This window comes from Verrucosispora sp. WMMA2121 (genome assembly GCF_027460185.1).
Classification (GTDB): domain Bacteria; phylum Actinomycetota; class Actinomycetes; order Mycobacteriales; family Micromonosporaceae; genus Micromonospora; species Micromonospora palythoicola.
Window position 1 is genome coordinate 97788 of sequence record NZ_JAPZBH010000004.1, and the last position, 24054, is coordinate 121841.

Annotated in this window: 20 protein-coding genes; 8 read left to right on the forward strand and 12 right to left on the reverse strand. The window is 72.8% G+C overall.

The genetic code is table 11. The features are described from left to right. Positions 1 to 121: 121 nt before the first annotated feature. Genes O7605_RS01060 through O7605_RS01070 form a run of 3 tightly spaced genes read left to right on the forward strand, consistent with a single transcriptional unit; the run spans position 122 to position 2851 of the window. Positions 122 to 1369 carry a MurT ligase domain-containing protein gene (locus O7605_RS01060; protein WP_269738659.1) on the forward strand — a complete coding sequence of 416 codons (1248 nt, stop codon included), beginning with the start codon at positions 122 to 124 and terminating at the stop codon, positions 1367 to 1369. Continuing rightward, entirely contained in the window at positions 1359 to 2078 is a 720-nt protein-coding gene (locus tag O7605_RS01065) for a type 1 glutamine amidotransferase (protein WP_164449191.1), read from the forward strand. The genes O7605_RS01060 and O7605_RS01065 overlap by 11 nt, the downstream gene beginning before the upstream one ends. Continuing rightward, positions 2075 to 2851, forward strand: a complete 777-nt coding sequence (locus O7605_RS01070; RefSeq protein WP_332317102.1) for a TVP38/TMEM64 family protein — start codon at positions 2075 to 2077, stop codon at positions 2849 to 2851. The genes O7605_RS01065 and O7605_RS01070 overlap by 4 nt, the downstream gene beginning before the upstream one ends. Positions 2852 to 3022: 171 nt before the next feature. Here the strand turns inward: O7605_RS01070 and O7605_RS01075 are convergent, their stop codons facing one another. The 3 genes from O7605_RS01075 to O7605_RS01085 all read right to left on the reverse strand — a co-directional run bounded on the left by O7605_RS01075 (position 3023) and on the right by O7605_RS01085 (position 6146). Further along, positions 3023 to 3904, reverse strand: coding sequence for a transposase family protein (locus O7605_RS01075; RefSeq protein ID WP_269737478.1), 882 nt, complete (start codon positions 3902 to 3904; stop codon positions 3023 to 3025). 278 nt (positions 3905 to 4182) lie between these two features. Next, entirely contained in the window at positions 4183 to 4836 is a 654-nt protein-coding gene (locus tag O7605_RS01080; RefSeq protein ID WP_269737479.1) for a response regulator, read from the reverse strand. Then, the gene (locus tag O7605_RS01085; protein ID WP_269737480.1) at positions 4833 to 6146 is read right to left on the reverse strand and encodes a sensor histidine kinase; all 1314 of its coding nucleotides are present in this window, start codon (positions 6144 to 6146) and stop codon (positions 4833 to 4835) included. The genes O7605_RS01080 and O7605_RS01085 overlap by 4 nt, the downstream gene beginning before the upstream one ends. Before the next feature lie 132 nt (positions 6147 to 6278). Here O7605_RS01085 and O7605_RS01090 point away from each other — a divergent pair, with 132 nt between their 5' ends. Both O7605_RS01090 and O7605_RS01095 read left to right on the forward strand, forming a co-directional pair. Beyond that, positions 6279 to 7190, forward strand: coding sequence for an ABC transporter ATP-binding protein (locus O7605_RS01090; protein WP_269737481.1), 912 nt, complete (start codon positions 6279 to 6281; stop codon positions 7188 to 7190). Continuing rightward, positions 7187 to 8029: an ABC transporter permease gene (locus O7605_RS01095; RefSeq protein ID WP_269737482.1), complete on the forward strand. Its 843-nt coding sequence runs from the start codon at positions 7187 to 7189 to the stop codon at positions 8027 to 8029. The genes O7605_RS01090 and O7605_RS01095 overlap by 4 nt, the downstream gene beginning before the upstream one ends. A 103-nt stretch (positions 8030 to 8132) precedes the next feature. On the opposite strand, the gene leuS is transcribed toward O7605_RS01095, so the two are convergent. The 7 genes from leuS to mbhE all read right to left on the reverse strand — a co-directional run bounded on the left by leuS (position 8133) and on the right by mbhE (position 16827). Then, positions 8133 to 10964: a leucine--tRNA ligase gene (gene leuS, locus O7605_RS01100; protein WP_269737483.1), complete on the reverse strand. Its 2832-nt coding sequence runs from the start codon at positions 10962 to 10964 to the stop codon at positions 8133 to 8135. Between the two features lie 231 nt (positions 10965 to 11195). Beyond that, positions 11196 to 11558 carry a monovalent cation/H(+) antiporter subunit G gene (gene mnhG / locus O7605_RS01105; protein WP_269737484.1) on the reverse strand — a complete coding sequence of 121 codons (363 nt, stop codon included), beginning with the start codon at positions 11556 to 11558 and terminating at the stop codon, positions 11196 to 11198. Further along, complete coding sequence (locus tag O7605_RS01110) at positions 11555 to 11812, reverse strand: monovalent cation/H+ antiporter complex subunit F (protein WP_269738660.1); 258 nt, start codon at positions 11810 to 11812, stop codon at positions 11555 to 11557. Before O7605_RS01110 ends, mnhG begins: the two co-directional genes overlap by 4 nt. Positions 11813 to 11814: 2 nt before the next feature. Next, on the reverse strand, positions 11815 to 12231 hold the full coding sequence (locus O7605_RS01115) for a Na+/H+ antiporter subunit E (protein ID WP_269737485.1): 417 nt from the start codon (positions 12229 to 12231) through the stop codon (positions 11815 to 11817). Next, on the reverse strand, positions 12228 to 13691 hold the full coding sequence (locus O7605_RS01120) for a proton-conducting transporter transmembrane domain-containing protein (RefSeq protein WP_269737486.1): 1464 nt from the start codon (positions 13689 to 13691) through the stop codon (positions 12228 to 12230). The genes O7605_RS01115 and O7605_RS01120 overlap by 4 nt, the downstream gene beginning before the upstream one ends. Further along, positions 13688 to 14077 (reverse strand): sodium:proton antiporter, encoded by a 390-nt coding sequence (locus O7605_RS01125; RefSeq protein WP_269737487.1) that lies wholly within the window; start codon positions 14075 to 14077, stop codon positions 13688 to 13690. The genes O7605_RS01120 and O7605_RS01125 overlap by 4 nt, the downstream gene beginning before the upstream one ends. Next, on the reverse strand, positions 14074 to 16827 hold the full coding sequence (gene mbhE, locus O7605_RS01130) for a hydrogen gas-evolving membrane-bound hydrogenase subunit E (RefSeq protein ID WP_269737488.1): 2754 nt from the start codon (positions 16825 to 16827) through the stop codon (positions 14074 to 14076). Before mbhE ends, O7605_RS01125 begins: the two co-directional genes overlap by 4 nt. Positions 16828 to 17082: 255 nt before the next feature. Here mbhE and O7605_RS01135 point away from each other — a divergent pair, with 255 nt between their 5' ends. Genes O7605_RS01135 through O7605_RS01145 form a run of 3 tightly spaced genes read left to right on the forward strand, consistent with a single transcriptional unit; the run spans position 17083 to position 21923 of the window. After that, on the forward strand, positions 17083 to 18135 hold the full coding sequence (locus O7605_RS01135; protein ID WP_164449198.1) for an AAA family ATPase: 1053 nt from the start codon (positions 17083 to 17085) through the stop codon (positions 18133 to 18135). Position 18136: 1 nt separating this feature from the next. Continuing rightward, positions 18137 to 19435, forward strand: coding sequence for a DUF58 domain-containing protein (locus tag O7605_RS01140; protein ID WP_269737489.1), 1299 nt, complete (start codon positions 18137 to 18139; stop codon positions 19433 to 19435). A 16-nt stretch (positions 19436 to 19451) separates the two neighbouring features. After that, positions 19452 to 21923 (forward strand): transglutaminase TgpA family protein, encoded by a 2472-nt coding sequence (locus O7605_RS01145; RefSeq protein ID WP_269737490.1) that lies wholly within the window; start codon positions 19452 to 19454, stop codon positions 21921 to 21923. A 336-nt stretch (positions 21924 to 22259) separates the two neighbouring features. Here the strand turns inward: O7605_RS01145 and O7605_RS01150 are convergent, their stop codons facing one another. Both O7605_RS01150 and O7605_RS01155 read right to left on the reverse strand, forming a co-directional pair. Continuing rightward, positions 22260 to 22655 (reverse strand): DUF3040 domain-containing protein, encoded by a 396-nt coding sequence (locus tag O7605_RS01150; protein ID WP_099850992.1) that lies wholly within the window; start codon positions 22653 to 22655, stop codon positions 22260 to 22262. 115 nt (positions 22656 to 22770) lie between these two features. Further along, positions 22771 to 24030: a DNA polymerase IV gene (locus tag O7605_RS01155; RefSeq protein ID WP_269737491.1), complete on the reverse strand. Its 1260-nt coding sequence runs from the start codon at positions 24028 to 24030 to the stop codon at positions 22771 to 22773. Positions 24031 to 24054 lie beyond the last annotated feature (24 nt).

The window sequence follows — 24054 nt, forward strand, 5'->3', positions numbered from 1 at the left end:
CTCCGTCCGGCCGAGGGTCATCCGACCGGGCGCCGGCCGCGCCGAGCCGAACGGATCGCCGTCGGTGCCGATCTCGCGGGTCCGCTGGTCCGGTAACCTCGCTCGCGTGACGGACGCGAAGATGCCCCTGCGGGCGAAGGTGGCCAGCTCCGTGTCACGGACCGCCGCGGCGTTGTCCCGGGCGGCGGGCCGGGGCGACGGCTCGGTGATCGGTGGTTGGCTCGGCCTGAAGATCGACCCCGAACTGCTCGCCCACCTCTCCGCCGGACGGGCCATCGCGCTGATCTCCGGCACCAACGGCAAGACCACCACCACCCGGCTCGCCGCCGCGGCCGTCGGGGTACTCGGCCGGGTCGCCACCAACTCGTTCGGCGCCAACATGCCCACCGGGCACACCTCCGCGCTGGCCAAGGCCGGCAGCACGCCGTACGCCGTGCTGGAGGTCGACGAGCACTACCTCGCCCAGGTGATCGAGGCGACCGACCCGCACGTGGTGGCGCTGCTCAACCTCTCCCGCGACCAGCTGGACCGGGCCAAGGAGGTCGCCATGATGGCGCAGCTCTGGCGCGCGGCGCTGGCCCGGCATCCGGACATCCGCGTGGTCGCCAACGCCGACGACCCGATGGTGGTCTGGGCCGCCACCCCGCCGGCCAGCCACGACCAACGGATCACCCCGCCGCACGTCACCTGGTTCTCCGCCGGGCAGCGCTGGCACGACGACTCCTGGGTCTGTCCCGAGTGCGGCTCCACCATCCAGCGCTCCGGCGAGCAGTGGTGGTGCACCGGCTGCCCGCTCCGCCGGCCGGAGCCGCAGTGGACCGTGGACGAGGAGGGCGTCGTCGACCCGACCGGCGCCTGGTACAAGGTCAAGCTCCAGCTGCCCGGCAAAGTCAACATCGGCAACGCGGCGACCGCGCTGGCGGTCGCCGCCGAGTTCGGCGTACGTCCCTTCGACGCGGTTCCCCGCCTCGGCGACGTGACCTCGGTGGCCGGGCGCTACGCCCAGGTCGTCCGGGACGGTCGCACCGTGCGACTGCTGCTGGCCAAGAACCCGGCCAGTTGGCTGGAGGCGTTCGACATGGCCGACGAGGCGCCGACGCTGCTGTCCATAAACGCCCGGGACCCCGACGGGCTGGACACCTCCTGGCTCTTCGACGTCGACTTCGCCCCGCTGCGCGGCCGGCTGGTGCTCATCACCGGCGACCGGGCGTACGACCTGGCCGTACGGCTCGAGGTCAACGACGTGCCCTTCCAGTACGTACGCACCTTCGACGAGGCCGTCCGGGCGGTACCGCCGGGTCGGCTGGAGGTCATCGCGAACTACACCGCCTTCCAGGACATCCGAGCGGAGTTGGATCGTGTCAACTGAGACCCTGCGCATCGTCTGGATCTACCCGGACCTGTTGTCGACGTACGGCGACCGGGGCAACGCCCTGATCCTGGCCCGCCGGGCCCAGCAGCGCGGATTCCCGGTCGAGGTGCTGGAGGTCCGCTCCGACGAGCGGCTGCCCACCACGGCCGACATCTACCTCATCGGGGGCGGGGAGGACGGCCCGCAGGCACTCGGCGCACAACGGCTGCTCGCCGACGGTGGCCTGCACCGGGCGGTGGCCCAGGGTTCGGTGGTCTTCGGCGTCTGCGCCGGCTACCAGTTGCTCGGCACCTCGTTCTTCGCCAAGGGCACCCAGTACCAGGGCCTGGAACTGCTCGATCTCTCCTCGGACCGGGGCCCCAGCCGGGCCGTCGGCGAACTGGCCGGCGACATCGACGCCCGTCTCGGCCTACCGCCGCTGACCGGGTTCGAGAACCACGGCGGCCGCACCCACCTGGGCCCCGGCGTCTCACCGCTGGCCCGGGTCACCGCCGGGGTCGGCAACGACGGCGCCACCGAGGGAGCCTGGCGGGGCAAGCTGCTCGGCACGTACTCCCATGGCCCGGCGCTGGCCCGCAACCCGGCCCTGGCCGACCTGCTGCTGCGCTGGGCGACCGGCGCGCAGCACCTGCCTCCGCTCGACGACACCTGGGCCGACCGGCTGCGGGCCGAACGCCGGACCGCGGTGGCCACCGCCCGGGCATGATCCGCAAGCTGCGGACGCGACTCCTGCGGGCGAGCCGGTCGGGCGACCTCGCAGCCGGCCCGCCGCAGCCGGACACCCCACCGGTCGGCCCCCCGCCCGCCGGGTGGCGCCGCCTACTGGTCGCCGCGACGCCGTCGGCCACCCGGTTCGCGCTGCTGCTGCTCCTGCTCACCGCCTTCGCGGTGACGCTGCTGCTGGTGCCGCACCCCGAACCGACCGCGCTGCCGGACCTGGCCGACCGGATGGGGCCGCTCGCTCCGGTGGCCGGTGTGCTCGGCGGGGCACTGCTGCTGGTGGCGCTGGTCCCCCGCACCTTCATCACGCTCGCCTCAGGCGCGATCTTCGGTGCCCTGGAAGGTGCCGCGTACGCGCTCGGCGCCGCACTGCTGGCGGCGGCGATCGGCTTCGCCGTGGGTCGGGTGCTGGGTCGGGAGTTCGTCGCCGAACGCGTCCGGGGCCGGCTGGCCCGCCTCGACCGCTGGTTCACCCGGCAGAGCGTGCTCGGCGTGGTCACCGTACGGCTGCTGCCGATCTCCGGTTTCGGCCTGGTCAGCTACGGCTACGGCACCACCGGCGCGCGGGTGCTGCCGTTCCTCGTCGGCAGCGTGATCGCCTCCGCGCCGACCGCGTTCGGCTATGCGGCGGTCGGTGCCGCCGTCACCAGCCCCAGCGGGATCAACTGGTTCGCCGCCGCCCCAGCCTCCCTGGGCTTCATCGCCAGCGCCGTGCTGCTCGCCCGCTGGTGGCGCGCCGAACGCCGCCTCCGCCGCTGACCAACTTCCCCACCCCGAACCCAGCGGGACCGCGCAACTTCGGGGAAGTAGTTCCATCCTGTTTGGGCTGGTAGGGGGGTCTTGACTGTAGGGTTGGTGGTGGTGGGTGGGCTGGTTACGGGGTGGGTGATCTTTTGGTTGATCGTTTGGCGCGTCTCGTTTGGTGGGTTGTTAGCGGGTGGTGTGGCTTTGGGTGAGGACGGTGAGGGCGCGGAGCAGGGTGGTGGCGTGGCGGTGGTTGCCGCGTAGTTGGTGGAGGATGCGCCAGTTCTTCAGGTCGGCGAAGCCGTGTTCGTTGGTGGCGCGTTCGCCTGCGATGAGGTTGTTGACGGCGTGTTGGTAGCGGGTCAGTGGGTGGGCGCGGGCGGGTCGGCGGCCGGTGATGATGGTGGGGTGGTCGTCGGGTCGGCCGGGGGGTTGGCGGCGTGGTCGTAGGCCGGGGTAGGGGCCGGGTTGGTCGTCGAGGTTGGTGAAGCCGAGGTCGCAGATGGCGGCCAGGTCGTGGTGGCGTAGGTGGGCGGGGATGCGGTGTCGGCGGGCTGCGGTGATCTCGGCGGTGCGGCCGGGGTAGGCGGCGGAGATCCACAGCAGGTTTCCGGTCAGGTCGGTGATGGCGAGCACTGTCAGGCCGAAGGTTTTGTGTTTGCCGTTGTAGTGGGCGTGGCGGCGGCGTCGGTCGCGGGGGCGTTGGACGGGGATCAGGGTGCCGTCGAGCAGGACCACCTGTGTGTGGTGGCGGGCGCGGCGCAGGATCCGGGACAGTCGGGGCATCTGGGCGGCGAGGGTGGTGATCACCTGGTTGACCCAGCGGCGGACGGTGTTGGCGGAGATGCCATTGGCGGCGGCCAGGTCGACCGGGCGTTGGTCGTGACGCAGCACGGCCAGGACGATCGCTGCTGCGCTGTGGTCGGGTAGCTTGCGCCATCGTGAGCGCACCTGGGCTCGGTGACGGCGGATGGCGGTGGTGACCGTGGTCAGTGTCTTCGTGGACAGCGGTAGACGGGACTGGTAGACAAGCGGCGAGTCCTCGGCCGGCGGGTTTTTGTGTGTCACGACCGAACACCCTGGCCGAGGGCTCACCTGTATGTCATGCAGGCCACGCTGGTGCCGGGCAAACGATCAACCCGGAGATCATCTCTTCGTGGACCTGCTCAATCACCCACCACCGCCCAAGGGTCAAGACCTACTGACCAGCGGATTCAGGATGGAACTACTTCGGGGAAAGTGCTGGTTCCGAGGCGCTCGAGGCAGCACTTACCCCGAAGTTGCGCATGCGGGCATGCAAGCACGCGGCGAGTGGGGGCGGCGGGGTGATGAGGTGGTGGGGCGGGTCAGCGGGATGCGGTGACCAGGCCGGCTTCGTAGGCGGCGATGACCAGGTGCACCCGGTCGCGGGCGCCGAGCTTGCTGAACAGCCGGGCCACGTGTGCCTTGGCGGTGGCGGCGCTGATCACCAACTCGGCGGCGATCTCGGCGTTGGACAGGCCCCGTCCCACGAGGGTGAGCACCTCGCGCTCCCGATCGGTCACCCCGGCCAGCGACCGTGGCGTCGCAGCCGTCGGCCGGCGACTGAACTCCGCGATCAGTCGCCGGGTCACACCTGGTGCGATGAGCGCGTCCCCCGCCGCCACCACCCGGATCGCACCGAGGATGTCCTCCAACGCCATGTCCTTGACGAGAAAGCCGCTCGCGCCGGCCCGCAGCGCGGCGTGCACGTGTTCGTCGTCGTCGAACGTGGTGAGCACCAGCACCCGGGCAGGACCGCCGGAGTCGGTGATCGTCCGCGTCGCCTGGATGCCGTCGGTCCCCGGCATCCGCAGGTCCATCAGCACCACGTCGGGCAACACCTCACGAGTCAGGCGTATGGCTTCGGCACCGGTGCCCGCCTCGCCGACCACCGCCATGTCCGGCACGTCGGCGATCAGCACGCGCAGCCCGGCCCGCACCAGCGGCTGGTCGTCAACGAGCAGCACCCGGATGGTCACCGCTCCGCCGCCTCCTGAGGACGACCGTCGGCCCCGCCACCACCATCCGGACGACGACCGTCGGAACTGGCACCATCCGGACCGTCGCCGACCCGGCCGCCACCACCCGGACGACCACCGGCCGGGACTGCGCTCTGCGGCGACACCGGCAGCCAGGCTGTCACCCGGAAGCCTCCCTCGGACCGTGGTCCGGCCCGGAACCGGCCGCCGACGGCCATGACCCGCTCGCGCATGCCGATCAAGCCGTGCCCCTCGACGCCGATCGGACCGCCCCGGCCGTCGTCGACGATCTCCACCATGACCGCGTGGTCGCCGCGCTCGACGACGACCCGGCACGCGTCCACCCCGGCGTGGCGGACCACGTTGGTGAGCGCCTCCTGCACGATGCGGAACGCGGCAAGGTCGATCTCGGCCGGGACCGGCCCGTCGCCGGCCGTGCACAGCTCGACCCGGACTCCGGCATCACCCGTCGCGGCGATCAGCCGCTCCAGGTCCATCAGTCCGGGCACCGGCTCCAGCGACGCCGGATCTCCGTCGCCACGACGCAGCGCGCCGAGGGTACGCCGAAGCCCGGCCAGGGTGTCGCGGCTGGCCGCCTCGATGGTGGCGAGCGCGGCGCGGGCCTGCGCCGGCTGGGTGTCGATCACCCGCGCGCCGGCCCCGGCCTGGATGGCGATGACGCCGATGCTGTGCGCCACCATGTCGTGCAGTTCCCGGGCGATGCGCAGCCGCTCGGCGGTGATCGCCTCGGCGGTGGCGTGCCGGCGCAGCGCGGCCGCGTAGTCCCGCCGCGCCCGTACCGAGTTTCCGGCGGTCCAGCCCACCGCGACCGCCAGCACGGTCAACGCGGCCTGGTTCACCGGCTCGACCCCGAGGTTCACGAAGCCGGCGAGCACCTGGGTCACCAGCACCACCCCGGCGGCCGGCACCGACACCCGACGGGAGCGGTTCGCGGCGACGACGGCGAGCGCCGCGTCGACGGCGAGGAACTGGAGGTTGAAGAGGTCGCCGAGGTACCCGGGATCCCGGCCGTGCACGGTCGCGGCGCACAGCGTCGCTCCGGCGAGCATCAGGCCGAGCGCGGTCAGCGGGCGGCGACTCAGCAGACCCGCCGGCAGCACCACGATCAGCACCGGCACCAGGTAGCGCACCGGCAGCCACCAGCCCACCACGCCGACCCCGTCGCCGCTGTTCGCCACGGCCGGCGCCAGCGCCCAGAGCACCGGCAGCAGGGCGACCCCGGCCCACACCAGGACCGCCCGCACCACCGGCACGGTGGCACGCGGCCGGATCAGGGCGGTGAGGTCCACCGGCACACGGTATCCAGCGCCGCGCCGCGCCGGCATCGGCCCGGGGGCGTACGCCCGCAGGCCACCACCCAGGCACCCGGTACGGCCGGCGGGTCGACGCGGCAGCGCCCGGCGACCGGCAGCGTGCACGGCATGATCGAATTTGATGGCCTGACCCGGCGGTACGGCCGCACCACCGCCGTCGACGGACTGACCCTGACCGTCCGACCCGGCCGGGTGACCGGCTTCCTCGGCCCGAACGGCGCCGGCAAGTCCACCACCCTGCGCATGGTGCTCGGGCTGACCACGCCGACCAGCGGCACCGTCACGGTGGCTGGCATCCGGTTCCGGGACCTTGCCCGGGGGCTACGGCACGCCGGCGCGCTGCTCGACGCCGGGGACGTGCACGCCGGGCGCAGCGCACGGGCGCACCTGACGGCCCTCGCCCGCGGCAACGGCATCGGCACCCGGCGGGCCGACGAGGTCCTGGGCCTGGTCGGCCTCGACGATGCCGCGAACCGTCGGGTCGGCCGGTTCTCGCTCGGCATGCGGCAACGCCTCGGTATCGCCGCCGCGTTGCTGGGCGACCCACCCGTGCTGATGTTCGACGAGCCGTTCAACGGCCTCGACCCGGAAGGGGTGCGCTGGGTGCGCGAACTGTTCCGACGACTCGCCGCCGAGGGTCGCACCGTCTTCGTCTCCAGTCACCTGATGGGCGAGGTCGAGCACTGCGCCGACCACCTCGTCGTCATCGGCCGGGGCCGGCTGGTCGCCGACGAGTCCCTGAACGACTTCGCCGCCCGCGCCGGCCGGGCCGAGGTCGTCCTGCGTACCCCCGAACCGGCCGCCCTGACCTCGGCTCTGGTGGACGTCGGCGCGGACGTGCGGCCGGATGCCGATGGCGCGCTCGCCGTCAGCGGGGTGGACGCGGAACGGATCGGCGACCTGGCCCTCGGCCTGCGGATCCCGCTGCACCAGTTGACCACCCGCACCGCCTCACTGGAGGAGGCCTTCATGGCACTCACCGCCGCCGACGTCGAGTACGCCGCCGGGGAGACCCGATGACCACCGCGACCCGACCCGCCACGCGCACCAGCCCGACCCACCCGGCCCGCTACCGCGACCTGCTCGCCGCCGAATGGATCAAACTCTGGTCGCTCCGCTCCACCTGGGCGGCGTTCGCCCTGATCCTGCTCGCCATGGTCGGCCTCGCCGGCCACGCCGCGCTGGCCACCCACGCGGGCTGGCCGGACTGGTCGGCCGAGCAGCGGGCGCTGCGTTCCCCGCTCTGGGACGCCTTTCCCACCGAGGCTCAGATGTTCGTCGTCCTCGCGGCCAGTGGTGTCGGCGCGGTCGCGATTGGCGGTGAGTACGCCTCCGGGCTGATGCGCACCACGTTCGCGGCCGTCCCCCGGCGCTACGCGGTGGCCGCCGCCAAGTTGACCGTGCTGACCGGCGTGCTGACCGTGCTGGGGGTGCTGGGCGCGGCGGCGGCCTTCGTGGTGTCGCAGGCGATCCTCGCCGACGTCGACGCGAACATGTCCATCGGCGATCCCGGCGCGCTGCGCGGCATCGCCGCCTCCGCCCTGCTGGTGCCGCTCTGCGCGCTGGTCGGCATGGCTCTCGCGGCGGTGATCCGGCACACCGCACCCGCGATCGTCACCGCCGCGACGCTGCTGCTCCTGCTGCCCACCGCCGTCGACGAGGACGAACGCTGGAGCGCACTGCTCCGGCACGCCATGCTGGTGCCCGCGTGGCAGCGGCTCAGGGACCCGAACGGCCCCCCGCCGTGGCTGACCGACATCCACCCCGCCACCGTCTCCGGCGCCTGGACCACCTACACCGCCTGGGCCGCCCTGACCGCCCTGATCACCACGCTGGCCCTGACCCGTCGCACCCCCTGACCCACCGCACCCCACCTTCCACCCAGCGTTGATCATGAGGTTGACGGCAACAGTTGATCTTCAAACTGCCGCCAACCTCATGATCAACGAGAAAGGGCGTGGGTTAGAGGACGATGGAGACCATGCGGGTGGGGATGACGATGACCTTGCGGGGTTGGGTGCCGGCCAGGGTGGTGGCGACGGCTTCCAGGGCCGCCTGCCGTACGTCGTCCTCGCTGGCGTCGGCGGGGACCTCGACGCGGGCCCGGACCTTGCCGTTGATCTGCACCGGGTAGGTGACCGTCTCGGCGACCAGCAGCGCCGGGTCGGCGACCGGGAAGTCCGCGTACGTCAGCGAGGTGGCGTGGCCCAGCCGCTGCCACAGCTCCTCGGCGACGTGCGGAGCGAACGGCGCGACCATCAGCACCAACGGCTCGGCCACCTCGCGCGGAGTACCCGCCAGCCGGGTCACCCCGTTGGTCAGCTCGATCAGCTTGGCGATCGCGGTGTTGAACCGGATCTGTTCCATGTCGCCCCGGACACCGTCGATCACCTTGTGCAGCAGCCGCCGGGTCTGCTCGTCGGCCGGGTCGTCGGTGACCCGGGACTCGCCGGTCCGCTCGTCGACGATCGCCCGCCAGACCCGTTGCAGGAACCGGTAGGAGCCGACCACCGCCCGGGTCTCCCAGGGACGGGACACCTCCAGCGGACCCATCGACATCTCGTACACCCGGAACGTGTCGGCGCCGTAGGCGGCACACATCTCGTCCGGGGTGACCACGTTCTTCAGGGACTTGCCCATCTTGCCGTACTCGCGGTTGACCTGGACGTCACCCAGGAAGAAGCCGCCGTCGCGCTCGGCGACCTCCTCCGCCGGCACGTACGCGCCCCGGGCGTCGGTGTACGCGTACGCCTGGATGTAGCCCTGGTTGAACAGCTTGCGGAACGGCTCGAACGACGACACGTGGCCCAGGTCGTACAGCACCTTGTGCCAGAACCGGGCGTACAGCAGGTGCAGCACGGCGTGTTCGGCACCGCCGACGTACAGGTCCACACCGCCGCAGTCGCCCTCGCCACGCGGGCCCATCCAGTACCGCTCGTTGTCCGCGTCGACGAACCGGTCACCGTTGGTCGGGTCCAGGTAGCGCAGCTCGTACCAGCAGGAGCCGGCCCACTGCGGCATCACGTTCGTCTCCCGGGTGTAGCGCTTCGGGCCGTCACCCAGGTCCAGCTCGACCTCGACCCAGTCCCGGCGGCGCGACAGCGGCGTCTCCGGGTTGCTGTTCGCGTCCTCCGGGTCGAAGGTGCGCGGGGAGAAGTCGTCCACCTCGGGCAGCTCGACCGGCAGCATCTCCTCCGGCAGCGCCACGGCCGCGCCGTCGGCGTCGTAGACGATCGGGAACGGTTCACCCCAGTAGCGCTGCCGGCTGAACAGCCAGTCCCGCAGCCGGTAGGTCACCGCGCCCTGGCCGTTGCCGGTCTCCTCCAGCCAGGCGATGATCCGGGCCTTGGCGTCGGCCACCCCCAGGCCGTTCAGGTCCAGGCCGCGCTCGGGCGCGGCGCTGTTGATCGCCGGCCCGTCCCCGGTGTACGCCTTGCCGTCGAAGCCCTCCGACGGCTGCACGGTACGCACGATCGGCAGCTCGAAGACCTCGGCGAACTCCCAGTCCCGCTCGTCCTGGGCGGGCACCGCCATGATCGCGCCGGTGCCGTAGCCAGCCAGCACGTAGTCGGCGATGAAGATCGGGATCTGCCCACCGGTGACCGGGTTGGTGGCGTACGCGCCGGTGAAGACGCCGGTCTTCTCCTTCGTCTCGGCCTGCCGCTCCACGTCGGTCTTGGCCGCCGCCGCCTTGCGGTACGCCTCGACGGCCTCCCGCGGGCCGCCGTGCCCGCCGGTCCACGCGTCCCGGGTGCCCGCCGGCCAGGCCGCCGGCACCAGCGTGTCGACCAGCTCGTGCTCCGGGGCCAGCACCATGTAGGTGGCGCCGAAGACGGTGTCGGGCCGGGTCGTGAACACCCGGATCGCCGCCGCCGGGGTCGGGGTCGGGAAGTCGATGTGCGCGCCCTGCGACCGGCCGATCCAGTTGCGCTGCATCAGCTTGATCGGCTCGGGCCAGTCCAGCTTGTCCAGGTCGTCCAACAGCCGGTCACCGTACGCGGTGATCCGCATCATCCACTGCTTCAGGTTGCGCTTGAAGACCGGGAAGTTGCCCCGCTCGGAGCGACCGTCGGCGGTGACCTCCTCGTTGGCCAGCACCGTGCCCAGCCCCGGACACCAGTTGACCGGCGCCTGCGACACGTACGCCAGGCGGTGGTCGTCGACGACGGCGCGTCGCTCGGCGGCCGACAGCTCGGCCCACGGCCGGCCGTCCGGGGTGCGCCGCACGCCCCCGGCGAACTCGGCGATCAGCTCGCTGATCGGCCGGGCCCGGCCGGCCTCGCGGTCGTACCAGGAGTTGAAGATCTGCAGGAAGATCCACTGGGTCCAGCGGTAGAAGTCGGTGTCGATGGTCGCCACCGAGCGCCGCTGGTCGTGGGCCAGTCCCAGCCGGCGCAGCTGCGCCCGGTACCGGTCGATGTTGGCCTCGGTGGTGGTCCGCGGGTGGGTGCCGGTCTGCACGGCGTACTGCTCGGCGGGCAGCCCGAACGCGTCGAAGCCCATCGCGTGCAGCACGTTGCGGCCGGCCATCCGCTGGTACCGGGCGAAGCAGTCGGTGCCGATGTAGCCCAGCGGGTGCCCGACGTGCAGTCCGGCCCCGGACGGGTACGGGAACATGTCCAGCACGTACAGCTTCTCCGCACCGGAGCGCGGGTGGCCCGGGTCGGCCAGCGGGCCGGACGGGTTCGGCGCGTGGAAGGCACCCTCCCGTTCCCAACGGTCCTGCCAACGGCGTTCGATCTCGTCGGCCAGTGCCGCGGTGTACCGGAACGGTGGGACGTCTGCCTCGGTCATGGCCTTCTCCTCGCGTCGCTCGGCGGAGTCTGTCGGAGTGCTGGCTGGTCTCGGGTCTGCCTCGACGGCCCGTTGCGGGCCGGCGGCGGGCACGAAAAAGCCCCTCACGCAGGAGGGGCCGCCGTGCTGTCGCGCGTTCAGCGCATCAGCACGGCCCGGTAAGAAGCAGGAAGACTCCGGCCATGTCCGGCAGTGTACCGCGCGTGGCGGGTGGCCGCCGTCGACCACCCCTCAGACCGGGTCGCGGGGCTGCTCGTCGCCACCCCCGCCGGCCCGGCCGCCGAGCTCGTCGTAGCGGGTGACCGGGGCCAGCGGGGCCCCGGACCGGTAGGCGGCCCGCGCCAGCGCGTAACCGCCGATCGGTGCCGTGAACAGTTGCAGCCCGACGGCGGCCAGGACCACCACCGCGGTACGCCAACCCGGTATCAGCAGCAGCACGCCGAGCAGCACGCAGCTCACCCCGAGGCTGGCCGCCTTGGCCACGGAGTTCATCCGGTGGTAGACGTCCGGCAGGCGGATCAGGCCGACCGCGCTGATCGCGATCAGCGCGGTGCCGAGCAGCAGCAGCGCCGACGCCAGCGAGATCCGGATCATCGCTGCCTCCGGTGCACCAGCCGGGCCATCGCCACCGTCGCGAGGAAACTCACCAGGGTGCCGGTCAGCACCAGGTCGAGCAGGTCGGGGGCGTGCAGCCGGGCGGCGAGCACCGCCAGGGCCGCCAGGAAGACGAAGAAGCCGAGATCCAGTGCGGCCGCCCGGTCGGCGTCGGTCGGACCGACCACCAGCCGGACGATCACCACCGTCATCGAGCCGGCGAGGACCACGAGCACCACGTCGAGCAGGATCATCGTCACCGCCGGACCACCTCCGTACGACCGGCGTCGGGACCGTCCGGGTGGGCGGCCGGGCGCAGCGCGGCCAGCAGCCGCCACTCCAGGTCGGTCACCGCCCGCCGGAACGCCACCGGGTCGGCGGCGTACATGCCGTGCACCCACAGCGCGGCGGTGGGTGCCCGGTGCACGCTCAGGGTCAGCGTGCCCGGGGTCAGGCTCACCGCCAGCGCCACCGCCGCCACCTCCGTGTCGGTGGCCGCCCGCAGCGGCACCCGCACCACCGCGGGCGCCAGCCGGGAACCCGGGGTGAGGATCTCCCAGGCCACGGCGAGGTTCGCCTGGACCAGCCGGACGGCGAAGTAGCCGGCGAACCGCAGGACGCGTCGGACCCGGACCGCCGTGCGGCGGGGAATCGTCATCGTGTCGCTGCTCATCGCCCGGTCACCGCCCGCACGTAGCCCGCCGGGTCGCGCAGCCCGGCCGCCGCCGTGTCGGCGAGGACCAGCAGCGGTGCGGCGGCCAACCCGGCCGCCAGGGAGAGACCGGCCAGCGCCAGCGGCGGGCCGACAAGTGTCGGTCCGATCCGCCGCGCCACGGTCGACGAGGCCGGCGGGTCGCCGGTGAACAGCGCGCTCCAGATCTTCACCATGGACAGCAGGGTGACCAGGCTGACCAGCACCGCGACGGTCATCGCCAGCCAGGCACCGGTCTCCGCGGTGGCCCGCAGCAGCAGGAATTTCGCCAGGAACCCGGAGAACGGCGGCAGGCCGGCCAGCGACAGCGCCGCCCCGGCGAAGGCCAGGGCGAGCGCGGGACGTTGCCCGGCCAGACCACCGGAGCCGTCGAGCCGGTCGGTACCCCGGCCGGCCCGTACCGCTGCCGCGCACAGGAACAACGCCGCCTTCACCAGGATGTACTGGGCCAGGTAGTAGACCGCCGCGGCCAGCGCGGCGGCGGTGAACAGGGCTACGCCGAGCAGCACGTAGCCGAGCTGGCTGACCATGTGGAAGGTCAGGATCCGCCGCATCGAGTTCTCGCCGACAGCGCCGAGCACGCCGACCACCATCGACAGCAGCGCCGCCGCGCCGAGCAGCCAGCGGTATCCGGGATCACCGCCGTACACCACCGCGTAGATCCGGATCACCGCGTAGAGGCCGACCTTGGTCAGCAGCCCGGAGAAGAGCGCCACCACCACCGGCGAGGCCACCGGATAGGTGCGCGGCAGCCAGTCGTGCAGCGGCACCAGCGCGCTCTTGACGCCGAGGGCGAGCAGCACCACCCCGCAGGCGACCGCGACCGTCGGTTCGTCCCGTGCCGCGCCGGCCAGGTCACCCAGCCCGACCACTCCGGTGGTGCCGTAGACCAATGCCACCCCGGCCAGCAGCAGGGTGGAGCCGAGCAGGTTGGTGGCGACGTACACCCGTCCCGCGCCGCCGCGCCCGACCCCGCCGGCCAGGCTCAACAGCACGTACGACGGCACCAGCATGACCTCGATCAGCACGAAGAGGTTGAACAGGTCGGTGGTGAGGAACGCGCCGCCGGCCCCGGCGGTGAGCACCAGCACCAACGGCAGGAAGTACGGACGACGGTCGTCTCCGGAGCCGACGGCGGCGACGAGGCAGCCGAGCACCACCAGCGCCGTCACCGTGACCAGCAGGGCGCTGAGCGCGTCCGCCGCCAGGCTGATGGCGATCGGTCCGGGCCAGCCACCGACGCGCAGCACGACCAGCGCGCCCCCACTGGTCCGCGCCAGCAGGACCAGGCCGGCCACCAGCACCACCGTCATGGTGGCGAACGCGCCGACCCGATGCGGGCCGGGGCGGTTCGGCAGGGCGAGCAGCACCCCGGCGACCAGCAGCGGCCCGACCACCGGGATCAGGAGAAGACCACTCACCGCCGCCGCCCCGTGGTGCCGCGCCCGCCCGCCGCACCGGTGCCGTCGCCGCCGGACTCGGTGTCGCCGCCGTCGTCGTCCGCGGGATCCGCACCGCTGGCCGGCCCGCCGGCGCCGCGCCGCAGCAGGCCAAGCAGGTGGATGGTGACCCCGAAGGTGATCACGATGGCGGTCAGCACGAACGCCTGCGGCAACGGGTCGGCGGTGTCCGGGCCCACCTCCTGCAGCGCCGGGGTCCGCCGGCCGAGCCCACCGGCGGCCAGCAGCACCACGTTGACGGCGTGGCCGAGCAGCACGAAGCCCAGCACCACGCGCAGCAGCCCCGGCCGCAGCAGCAGGAACACCCCGGCGGCCACCAGGACGCCGACCACGAACGCGGCGCTCACCGGGCACCTCCGGCGTCGACCTCGACGGCCGGCTGGGCCGGCGCTACGCCGAGGCGGCGCACCGCGGCCACCACCAGCGCCAGGACCATCAGGTAGATCCCGAGGTCGAACAGCAGTGACGTGGACAGCGACGGCAGCGGATCCGGTGTGGTGAGGGTGAGCGGCGTGAGCGGCGACCGACGTGCGGCCAGCGGCACCAGAGCGGCGACCGTGGCGGTCAGCAGCCCCGCCGCCGCCAGCGGCGCCGACCTGAGGCGGCCCAGCAGCGGCGCCCCGCCGGGGTGCGCCAACTGGCCGAGCCCGACGGCGGTGCCCGCCAGCAGCGCCCCGATGAAGCCGCCGCCGGTCTCCTCGTGTCCACGCAGGAACAGCACCGCCGAGGCGAGCAGCATCACCGGCGCGAGCACCCGGTAGGCGAGGCCCAGCACCAGGTCGTCGCCAGCGGGCCCGGTCCTGGCCGGCTCGACCGGCCGACCGGCGGCGAGCCGGACCAGTCCGAGCGCCACCACCGCGAGCACCACCGCCTCACCGAGGGTGTCCAGGGCCCGGAAATCCACCAGGATGGTGTTCACGACGTTGGCGCCGCCGGTCAGTTCCTCCGCCCGGTCGAGGTACCACCGACCGGGTTCGGACAGCCGGTCGGGTCCGGTCAGCACGGCCGTACCCGCGGCCGCCGCGCCACCCGTGGCGACCGCGAGCAGGGCCGCGCCGGTGACCGACGAGCGTCGCCCGACGGGGGCGAGCCGGCGCGGCTGCTGCCGCAGCGCCAGCATGACGACCACCGCGGTCAGCACCTCCACCAGCATCAGGGTCAACGCCACGTCGGGTGCGCCGAGGGTCAGGAACCACGCCGACAACAGCAGTCCCACCACTCCGGTGAGCCCGATCGCGGCCAGCGCGGAGCGCACCACCAGCAACCCGGCCAGGGCCGCCACGAGCAGCCCCAGCAGCAGCCAGTCACCGGGCCGGGCCGGGTCACCGCCGAGGCCGGCCGGGACGTCGGGCAGCGCCACCGCGGCGACCGCGGCCAGCGCCACCGCCGCCAGCAACGGACGGGCCAGGTAGGGCGCCGGGTCCGGCGCGTGCGCGCTCCGGGCGACGATCGAGCCCGCGTGCAGCAGCGCCTGTCGGGCCCGCTCGAACAGCGCGGCGAACGGCGGGGCGGTGGGTACGGCCCGAAGCCACCGGTCCACCCGGACCCGGCCGAGGAACATCAGCACCCCCAGCAGCACGGTGAGCAGGCTCAGCCCCAGTGCCGGGGTGAAGCCGTGCCAGAACGCCAGGTAGGGCGGCGTACCCTCCGGACGGGCGTCGTCCGCGGCCCGTTGCACGAGCGGGCTCAGCACGGCCACCGTGGGGCCGAGCGTGGTCGCCACCACCGCGGCCACCGCGGCCGGGGCGAGAAACGCCCAGGACGGCTCGCGCAGTTGGCGTTGCCGGGTCGGTCCCTCCACCATCCCGTGCACCAGACGGGCCGCGTACGCGAAGGTGAGCACCGAGGCGAGCACCCCGAGCCCGGCGGCGGACCAGCCCAGCCACCCTCCGCCGGAGGCCGCACCGAGGGACTCGAAGATCGCCTCCTTGCCGACGAAGCCGACGGTCGGCGGCAGGCCGGCCATCGACATCGCCGCCAGCACGGTGAGCCAGACCGTCGCCGGCATCACCCGGTGCAGCCCGGCCAACTCCCGCACGTCACGGCTGCCCGCCTGATGGTCGATGATGCCGACCAGCATGAACAGGGTCGCCTTGAACAGCGCGTGGGCGATGGTGTAGAGAATCGCCGCCGCGTCGGCGGCCGGGGTGCCGACGCCGATCACGCCGACCAGCAGGCCGAGCTGGCTGACCGTCGAGTACGCCAGCAGCGCCTTGAGGTCGTACTGACGCAGCGCGAGCAGCGCGCCGAGGATCGCGGTGAGCAGCCCGACGACGATCAGCGTCCCGTCCCAGGCCCAGGAGCCGCCGAACACCGCCGAGAAGCGCATCAGCAGGTAGATACCGGCCTTCACCATCGTCGCCGCGTGCAGGTACGCGCTCACCGGCGTGATCGCCACCATCGCGCCCGGCAGCCAGAAATGGAACGGCAGCTGCGCGGACTTGGTGAACGCCGCGACGATCACCAGCGTGCCCACCGCCCAGGCCGGTCCGCCGTTCAGCCGCTCCGGCTCGGCCACGATGGTGTCCAGGCTGGTGGTGCCGAGCTGCACCGCCAGCAGCACGATCGCGGTCAGCAGCGCCAGACCGCCGGTGACGGTGACCAGCAACGCCCGCACGGCCGGTCCGGTGGCCGCCGGCCGGCCGCCCTGCCCGATCAGGACGAAGGAGAGAATCGAGGTGAGTTCCCAGAAGACGAAGAGCACCAGCAGGTCGTCGGCGAGGACCAGGCCCAGCATCGCGGCGGCGAAGAGGGTCATCGTGACGTACACCCGCTCCTGCTCCACCTCGGTGCCGTCGAGGTAGCGGGGGCAGTAGGCCATGATGAGCGCGCCCACCCCCAGGGCCAGCAACGCGAAGACCAACCCCAGCGCGTCCATCCGCAGCGCGGCGTGGACCTCCGGTCCGGGCAGCCACCGCCACGCCACGGCGACCTCCCGGTCGTCGAGGATCACCGGCAACCGGCTGAGCAGCAGTGCCGCCCCGGCGAGGTAGCCGGCGGCCAGCGGATACCCGGCGTCGCGGCCGAAACGCCGCACCAGCAGCGGTACGCAGGCCGCCAGGCCGACCTGCCAGGCGAGCGCGGCGGCGAGGATCACCTCGTCATGTCCTCCCGTCCGGGCAGGCGGATTCGGGCCCGCTTACCCGGCAGAACCGACGACATGCGCTGCGTAAATGACAAATCACTGCGTAAGCGCTCAAACACCTGCGGCGGTCGGCGTTGACGACAAACATGGTTAGCCTGAGAGGCCAGTGAGATTGCCGCGGCACATGAGGCTCGCACGTCGCGAACGAAACGGCGGGGCCAGGTGCTCTCTAGGAGAGCTGCCGTGACGGCGACGAGGAGGAGGCCCGTGACACAACAGACCTGGGACGACGTTGGCGGTCTGCTGCCGTACGACGAGTTCCGCGCCGCCAGTGACGCGATCGTTACCAACATCGAACAGGTCATCGAGGGCAAGACCGCGACAGTGCGGCTGGCGCTGGCCGTCCTGCTCGCCGAGGGTCACCTGCTCATCGAGGACGTGCCCGGCGTCGGCAAGACCAAGCTGGCCAAGGCCCTGGCCCGGTCGATCGACTGCTCGGTGCGCCGCATCCAGTTCACGCCGGACCTGCTGCCCAGCGACGTCACCGGGGTCAGCGTCTACAACCAGGAGACCCACGACTTCGAGTTCCGCCCGGGTGCCGTCTTCGCCAACCTGGTCGTCGGCGACGAGATCAACCGGGCCTCGCCGAAGACCCAGTCCGCGCTGCTGGAGTGCATGGAGGAACGGCAGGTCACCGTCGACGGCGTGACCTACCAGTTGCAGACGCCGTTCATGGTGATCGCCACCCAGAACCCGATCGAGATGGAGGGCACCTACCCGCTGCCGGAGGCGCAGCGCGACCGGTTCACCGCCCGCATCGCCATGGGATACCCGGACCCGACCGCCGAGCTGGCCATGCTCGACGGGCACGGGGCGCTCGACCCGCTGTCCGGGCTGCGGCCGGTCTCCGACGCCGACACCGTACGCCGGCTGATCGGTCACGTCCGGCAGGTGCATGTCGCCGACGCGGTCAAGCAGTACGCGGTAGACCTGGTCACCGCCACCCGCGAGTCCCCCGACCTGCGGCTGGGCGCCTCTCCCCGGTGCACTCTGCAACTGCTGCGCACCGCCCGCGCGGTGGCCGCCCTCGACGGGCGGGACTACGTCCTGCCCGACGATCTCCAGGTGCTCGCCGTGCCGGTGCTGGCGCACCGGATCATTCCCACGGCCGACGCCCAGCTCGCCCGGCGTACCACCGACGCGATCGTCGCCGACCTGGTGCACCGGTTGCCGCTGCCGCACGACCGCAAGCGCTCGCCCTACGACACCCGGCCACCGAGCGGTAACGGCCGGGCCCCCTTCGAGCCGCGGAGGCCGTGACGTGCGAGTCGGGCTGCGCGGGCTGACCACCCGCGGCCGCTCCTTCCTGGCCGCGGGGGTGGCGGCGGCCGTCTCCGCCGGCATCCTCGGCGAGAAGGACCTGCTGCGGGTGGCCGTGCTGCTGGCCGTCCTGCCGCTGCTCGCCGCGCTCTACGTCGGCCGCAGCCGCTACAAGCTCGCCTGTCACCGGTCGCTGGAGCCACACCGGGTGCCGGTCGGCGCGACCGCCCGGGTGGTGCTGCGCCTGCAGAACATGTCCCGGCTGCCCACCGGCACCCTGCTGCTGGAGGACCGGCTCCCGTACGCCCTGGGCAGCCGGCCCCGGGTGGTGCTGGAACGTCTCGGCGCACACCAGGCCAGTTCCGTGGCGTACACGGTGCGTGCCGACGTGCGGGGCCGGTACGAGGTGGGGCCGCTCGTGGTCCGGATGACCGACCCGTTCGGCCTCTGCGAACTCACCCGCGCCTTCCCCGGTACCGACCGGCTCACGGTCGTCCCGCAGGTGGTTCCGTTGCCGTCGGTGCGGCTGCCGGGTGAGTACGCCGGCAGCGGTGAGAGCCGGGCCCGCTCGGTTGCGGTGCACGGCGAGGACGACGCGGCCACCCGGGAGTACCGGCGCGGTGACGACCTGCGCCGGGTGCACTGGAAGTCGACCGCGCGCACCGGCGAGCTGATGGTGCGACGGGAGGAGCAGCCCTGGGAGAGCCGGGCGACGGTGTTGCTGGACACCCGCGCGTACGGCCACCGGGGCGACGGGCCGACGGCCAGCTTCGAGTGGGCGGTCTCCGCCGCCGCCAGCATCGCGGTACATCTGCGCCAGGCCGGCTACAAGCTTCGCCTGGTGACCGGCTCGGGCGCGGACGTCGACGCCACCGAGGGCGCCGGCGACGGCCTGCTGCTCGACCAGCTCGCCGAGGTCAGGCTCGACCAGCGGGTCGAGATCACCACCCTGGTGCAGCACGTCCGGCAGCGCGCCGACGGCGGGCTGATCATCGGCCTGTTCGGGTCGCTGAGCACCGCCGAGGCGGAAGTGCTGGCCGGGCTGCGGGCCAACGGCGCCACCTGTGTCTGCTTCCTGCTGGACAGCTCCGCCTGGCTGAACCTGCCGACGCCCGCGCGGGCGGAGGCCGATCAGGCGCACGACACCGCGGCACTGGCGCTGCTGCATTCCGGCTGGCGGGTGATCGGCGTCGACCACGGCGGCCGGCTACCGGCGCTCTGGCCGCAGGCCGGGCGGGGCTCGCAGGGGTTCGCGCTACGGGCGGCGATGGCCGAGACCGTGGCCGGTGGCGTGCGATGAACGGAAGGTCCCCCTCATGATCGCCCATCGGAACCTGGGCCTGGTGGCCGCCGGCGCGACGCTGCTCGCGGCGGCGCCGCTGTCGGCCATCTTCGAACGCTGGACGTGGCTGGTCCAGGCGGTCATCGCGGTGGCCGCGGTGGCGGCCGCGGCGGCGCTGGCCCGCCTCGGCCGGACCCCGCTGTGGGTCCAGATCCTGGCCATGGTCGGCGGCCTCACCCTCGCCCTGACCTGGCTGTTCCCCAGCGGCAGCGAACTGCTGGCGGTGCTGCCCACCCCGGCCACCTTCGGGCACTTCGCCGAGCTGCTCGGCAACTCGGTCGAGGACATGCGCTCCCACGGCGTGAAGGTCCCGGACACCGACCCGCTGCTGTTCGTCACGGTGCTCGGCATCGGCGGGGTGGCGGTGCTGGTGGACGTGCTCTGCGTCGGGCTGCGCCGCCCCGCCCTGGCCGGTCTGCCCATGCTTGCCATCTACTCGGTGCCGGTGGCGGTCTACGTGGACAGCGTTCCGCCGGTGCCGTTCGCGATCGGCGCCGCCGGTTTCCTCTGGTTGCTGGTCACCGACAACGTGGACCGGGTCCGCCGGTTCGGCCGCCGGTTCACCGGAGACGGCCGCGACGTCGACGTCTGGGAGTCGTCGCCGCTGGCCGCCGCCGGCCGCCGCCTGGCGGTGGTGGGCCTCGCGCTGGCCGTGCTGGTGCCGTTGGCCGTGCCCGGGATGACCGCCGGGCTGATGACCACCCTCAACTCCGGCACCGGCTCCGGCATCGGTCCCGGGTTCGGCGGCTCACCCGGTCGGGTCGACCTCTTCGCCGCGCTCAGCGGGCAGCTCAACCAGTCCCAGGTGACCGACCTGGTGACCGTCACCACCACCGAGGAGGAGCCCTTCTACCTGCGCTTCGGGGTCGCCGACGACCTGCGTGCCGACGGCTTCCGGGTGCGCGGCCCCAACGGCAGGCGGGTCAACGGCGACCTGCCCGATCCCTCGGGTCGCTCGGTGCCGGGCGTCCAACGCACCCGGCAACGGGCCACCGTGCAGGTCAGCCGGGAGCTGAACATGCCGCTGCTGCCGGTCTACGCCGAGCCGGTCAGCTTCGCCGAGTTGGGCAACAGCTGGTTCTACGACCCGAACCTGCAGGTCGTCTTCTCCAACCGGGAGAACTCCCGGGGCAAGGAGTACTCCTTCGACTACGTGCGCTCGTCGTACAGCCCGCAGGCGCTGCGGCGGGCCCGACCGCTGCCGGCGGACCTGCCGCTGCGCCGGCAGCAGACCGTGACGCCGGACGTGCCGGAGGTCCGCACCCTGGTGGAGGACCTGATCCGGGGGGCACGCACCGAGTACGACAAGGTGCGGGCCATCTACGACTACTTCTCCGAGGACAACGGCTTCAGCTACCGGCTCAGCACCGAGCAGGGCACCAGTGGCCAGGCGATTCTCGACTTCCTGCAGAACAAGGTCGGCTACTGCCAGCAGTACGCCGCGGCGTTGGCCTGGATGGTCCGCGACGCGGGGATCCCGGCCCGGGTCGCCTTCGGGTTCACCAACGGGAGCCGGCGCAGCGACGACACTCTCACCTTGACCAACCGCAACCTGCACGCCTGGACCGAGGTCTACTTCGACCAGATCGGCTGGGTGCCCTTCGACGCCACCCCGGCCTACGGCGTGCCGGGTTCGACCCGCTCGGCCTGGGCGCCGGACGTGGACGCCCCGGAGGAGAGCACGCCGCAGGGCGGCACGTCGGACACCCCCGACGAGACGGATCCGTCGGCCGACGCGGAGCAGGGACCGAACCAGTTCGAGGAGGGCGAGGACCCGGGCGCGGCGGCCGGCTCCGACACTCCCGCCGAGCAGCGGCCCCGCTGGCCGTGGCTGGTCGCCGCCAGCGTCCTGACGCTGCTGGTGTTGCTCGCCGTGCCCGCACTGCGCCGGCTCGCCCTGCGTCGCCGTCGGGGCCGGCCGGCACCGGTGGTACGGACGGTCGACGCGTCGGACGCGACCCCGTCCGCGACCGGTCAACCGGTCATGGTGGTCGCCACCGATCCGGACCGGGCGCGGGCCGACGCGCACGCCGCCTGGGACGAACTGATCGACACGCTCGTCGACTACCGGATCGGGGTGGACCGGACCGAGACCCCACGCGCCACGGCGGAGCGGCTGGCCCGGGAGCGGCTGGCCACGCAGGACGACGCCGGGTCGGCGGTACGCCTGCTCGGTCGGGCGGAGGAGCGGGCCCGTTACGCCCGGGACCCGTTGACCGGCGAACCGCTGCCGGCGGCCCTGCGGACGGTGCGCGGCGCACTCGCCGGGCAGGCGGATCGGCGGACCCGCCTGGTGGCGACCGTGCTGCCGCCGTCGGTGTTGTCCCGGTGGCGCACGGCCATCGCGGACAACTCGTCCCGACTGGTCAACTCGGCCGGGCAGGTGCGCCGCAGGCTGCTGCGATTCAGTCCGCGCCGGCTGATCGCCAGCCGCGCGAGTCGATGATCTGGGTTGCCGGCGAGACGTGTGGGGCCGAGCAGTGTTGTGAAGGAGTGTGACGGGTAAACCCGGTTCGGTTTTCGCGACACGTGTCAGGGTGACCGGAAATGTCACCCTGACATGTTCGTTGAATGCGCCGTCCGCCCATTGGACGCGTCGTTCGGTGACCGTCCGGGACCTGGGCCAGGTCTGGACGGCGATCCGACAGGGCGGCCGACGACGACAACCACGACGGCAGCAGGCAACCCGACGCGTCGCTACGGCAGCTGGGCCGTTCGCGCGCCACTTACCCGGGCACGTCGGCCCGGGGTGACCTGTTTCCTCGTCAGCGGCGGAACGCGGTCAGCGGTGCCCCTCCGGGCGCTGCCGCCACCGGTCCTCCATCCGGTCGAGGAAACCCGACCTCCGGCCGGCACGGCCGCGGGACCGGCGACGACTCGCCGTGCCCCCGACGACGTGCAGGTCGGGTGACTGCGCCCGACGATGCGACTGCACCGCGAACGCGGCCGAGGCCAGCATGACTACGAATCCCGCCACTGCCAGCGGCGGAGTCTTGATCACCGCGCCATAGACCAGCAACGCCAGGCCAGCGATGATCACGCCGGCAGCGACGAGCAGGCGACGCCGCGCGTGGAAGCGCGGATCGCTGGCGCGCACGGCCGAGGCGAACTTGGGGTCCTCGGCAAGCGACCGCTCGATCTGCTCGAACAGCCGCTGCTCGTGCTCCGAGAGCGGCACGGCACTCCTCCCCGGTCACGTTGGTCGGTCCGGTCGGACCGACAGACCGTGGCAGCCAACCGGCTGCTTACCCGCAAGTCTACGAGGGCCCTCGCGCGTCGGAAAGCGGGACGACCTACGGTCGGGTCGGATTTTCATTTCGTCGGGGTTCGCGCCCGCTGAGAAGACTGGCCGGTCCTATGACGGACCGCCCGAAACGGGCAGCCGCCGCGTCGGCGGCGACCTCCGCCTCCCGCCAACCCCGCTCCGGCTGCCCGAGGGCGAGCTGCTGCGGCGTCTGGTCGGCCGCCGTCAGTCCCTCCGCCCGGACACCGAGCAGGCGGATCCGCTCACCCGGGTTCAACGCGGTGTAGAGCGCCCACGACGTGTCGAACATCTCCCGGGCAACGTCGGTCGGCACGTCCAGGGTGCGGGCCCGGCTCACGGTGCGGAAGTCGGCGGTGCGGACCTTGAGCGACACCGTCCGTCCCACCTGCCCGCCGGCCCGCAACCGGGCACCGACCTTCTCCGCCAGGGCCAGCAGAGTCCGGCGGATCTCGGCCGGGTCGTCGACGTCCACGTCGAAGGTGACCTCCGCGCCGATCGACTTCTCCGCCTGCTCCGGGCTGACCCGGCGTGGGTCACGACCCCAGGACAGCTCGTGCAGGTGCGCGGCGGCCGCCTCGCCGAGCGCGGTCCGCAGCATGCCCGGCGACGCCTGCGCGAGATCGCCGATGGTACGCAGCCCGAGCCGCAGCAGTGCCTGCTCGGAACGCTCCCCCACCCCCCACAACGCGCCGACCGGTAGCGGGTGGAGAAACTCGAGCACCCGGTCGGCCGGCACCACGAGCAGACCGTCGGGCTTCGCCCGGGTCGAGCCGAGCTTGGCCACGAACTTGCTCGGCGCGACCCCGACCGAGCAGGTCAGCCCCTGCTCGGTCGCGACCCGCTCGCGGATGCGGCGGGCGATCTCCGCGGGCCGGCCGAACAGTCGCCGGGCACCGGCGACGTCGAGGAACGCCTCGTCCAGCGAGAGCGGCTCGACCAGCGGCGTGACGTCCCGGAAGATCTGCATGACCGCCCGCGAGGCCGCCGAGTAGCGGGCGAAGTCGGGGGGAAGGAAGACCGCGTGCGGGCAGAGGGCACGGGCCCGCATCGTGGGCATCGCGCTGCGGACGCCGTACCGCCGGGCCTCGTAGCTGGCCGAACTGACCACGCCGCGCGGACCGACCCCACCGACCACGACGGCCCGGCCGCGCAGCTCGGGTCGGTGCCGGACCTCCACCGAGGCGTAGAAGGCGTCCATGTCGACGTGCAGGATCGGGCACCCGGTGTCGTCGGCACCGGGCCCGAACCGGGGATCGCCGCCCCGGGGTAGCGACTGGCTGCGGCCCACCCGCGCAGGTTAGCCCGCCGGGCT

Coding starts and splice junctions, on each gene's coding strand:
- O7605_RS01060 (WP_269738659.1), top strand. CDS start 122: ATGCCCCTGCGGGCGAAGGTGGCCAGCTCCGTGTCACGGACCGCCGCG.
- O7605_RS01070 (WP_332317102.1), top strand. CDS start 2,075: ATGATCCGCAAGCTGCGGACGCGACTCCTGCGGGCGAGCCGGTCGGGC.
- O7605_RS01090 (WP_269737481.1), top strand. CDS start 6,279: ATGATCGAATTTGATGGCCTGACCCGGCGGTACGGCCGCACCACCGCC.
- O7605_RS01095 (WP_269737482.1), top strand. CDS start 7,187: ATGACCACCGCGACCCGACCCGCCACGCGCACCAGCCCGACCCACCCG.
- leuS (WP_269737483.1), bottom strand. CDS start 10,964: ATGACCGAGGCAGACGTCCCACCGTTCCGGTACACCGCGGCACTGGCC.
- mnhG (WP_269737484.1), bottom strand. CDS start 11,558: ATGATCCGGATCTCGCTGGCGTCGGCGCTGCTGCTGCTCGGCACCGCG.
- O7605_RS01110 (WP_269738660.1), bottom strand. CDS start 11,812: ATGATCCTGCTCGACGTGGTGCTCGTGGTCCTCGCCGGCTCGATGACG.
- O7605_RS01115 (WP_269737485.1), bottom strand. CDS start 12,231: ATGAGCAGCGACACGATGACGATTCCCCGCCGCACGGCGGTCCGGGTC.
- O7605_RS01145 (WP_269737490.1), top strand. CDS start 19,452: ATGATCGCCCATCGGAACCTGGGCCTGGTGGCCGCCGGCGCGACGCTG.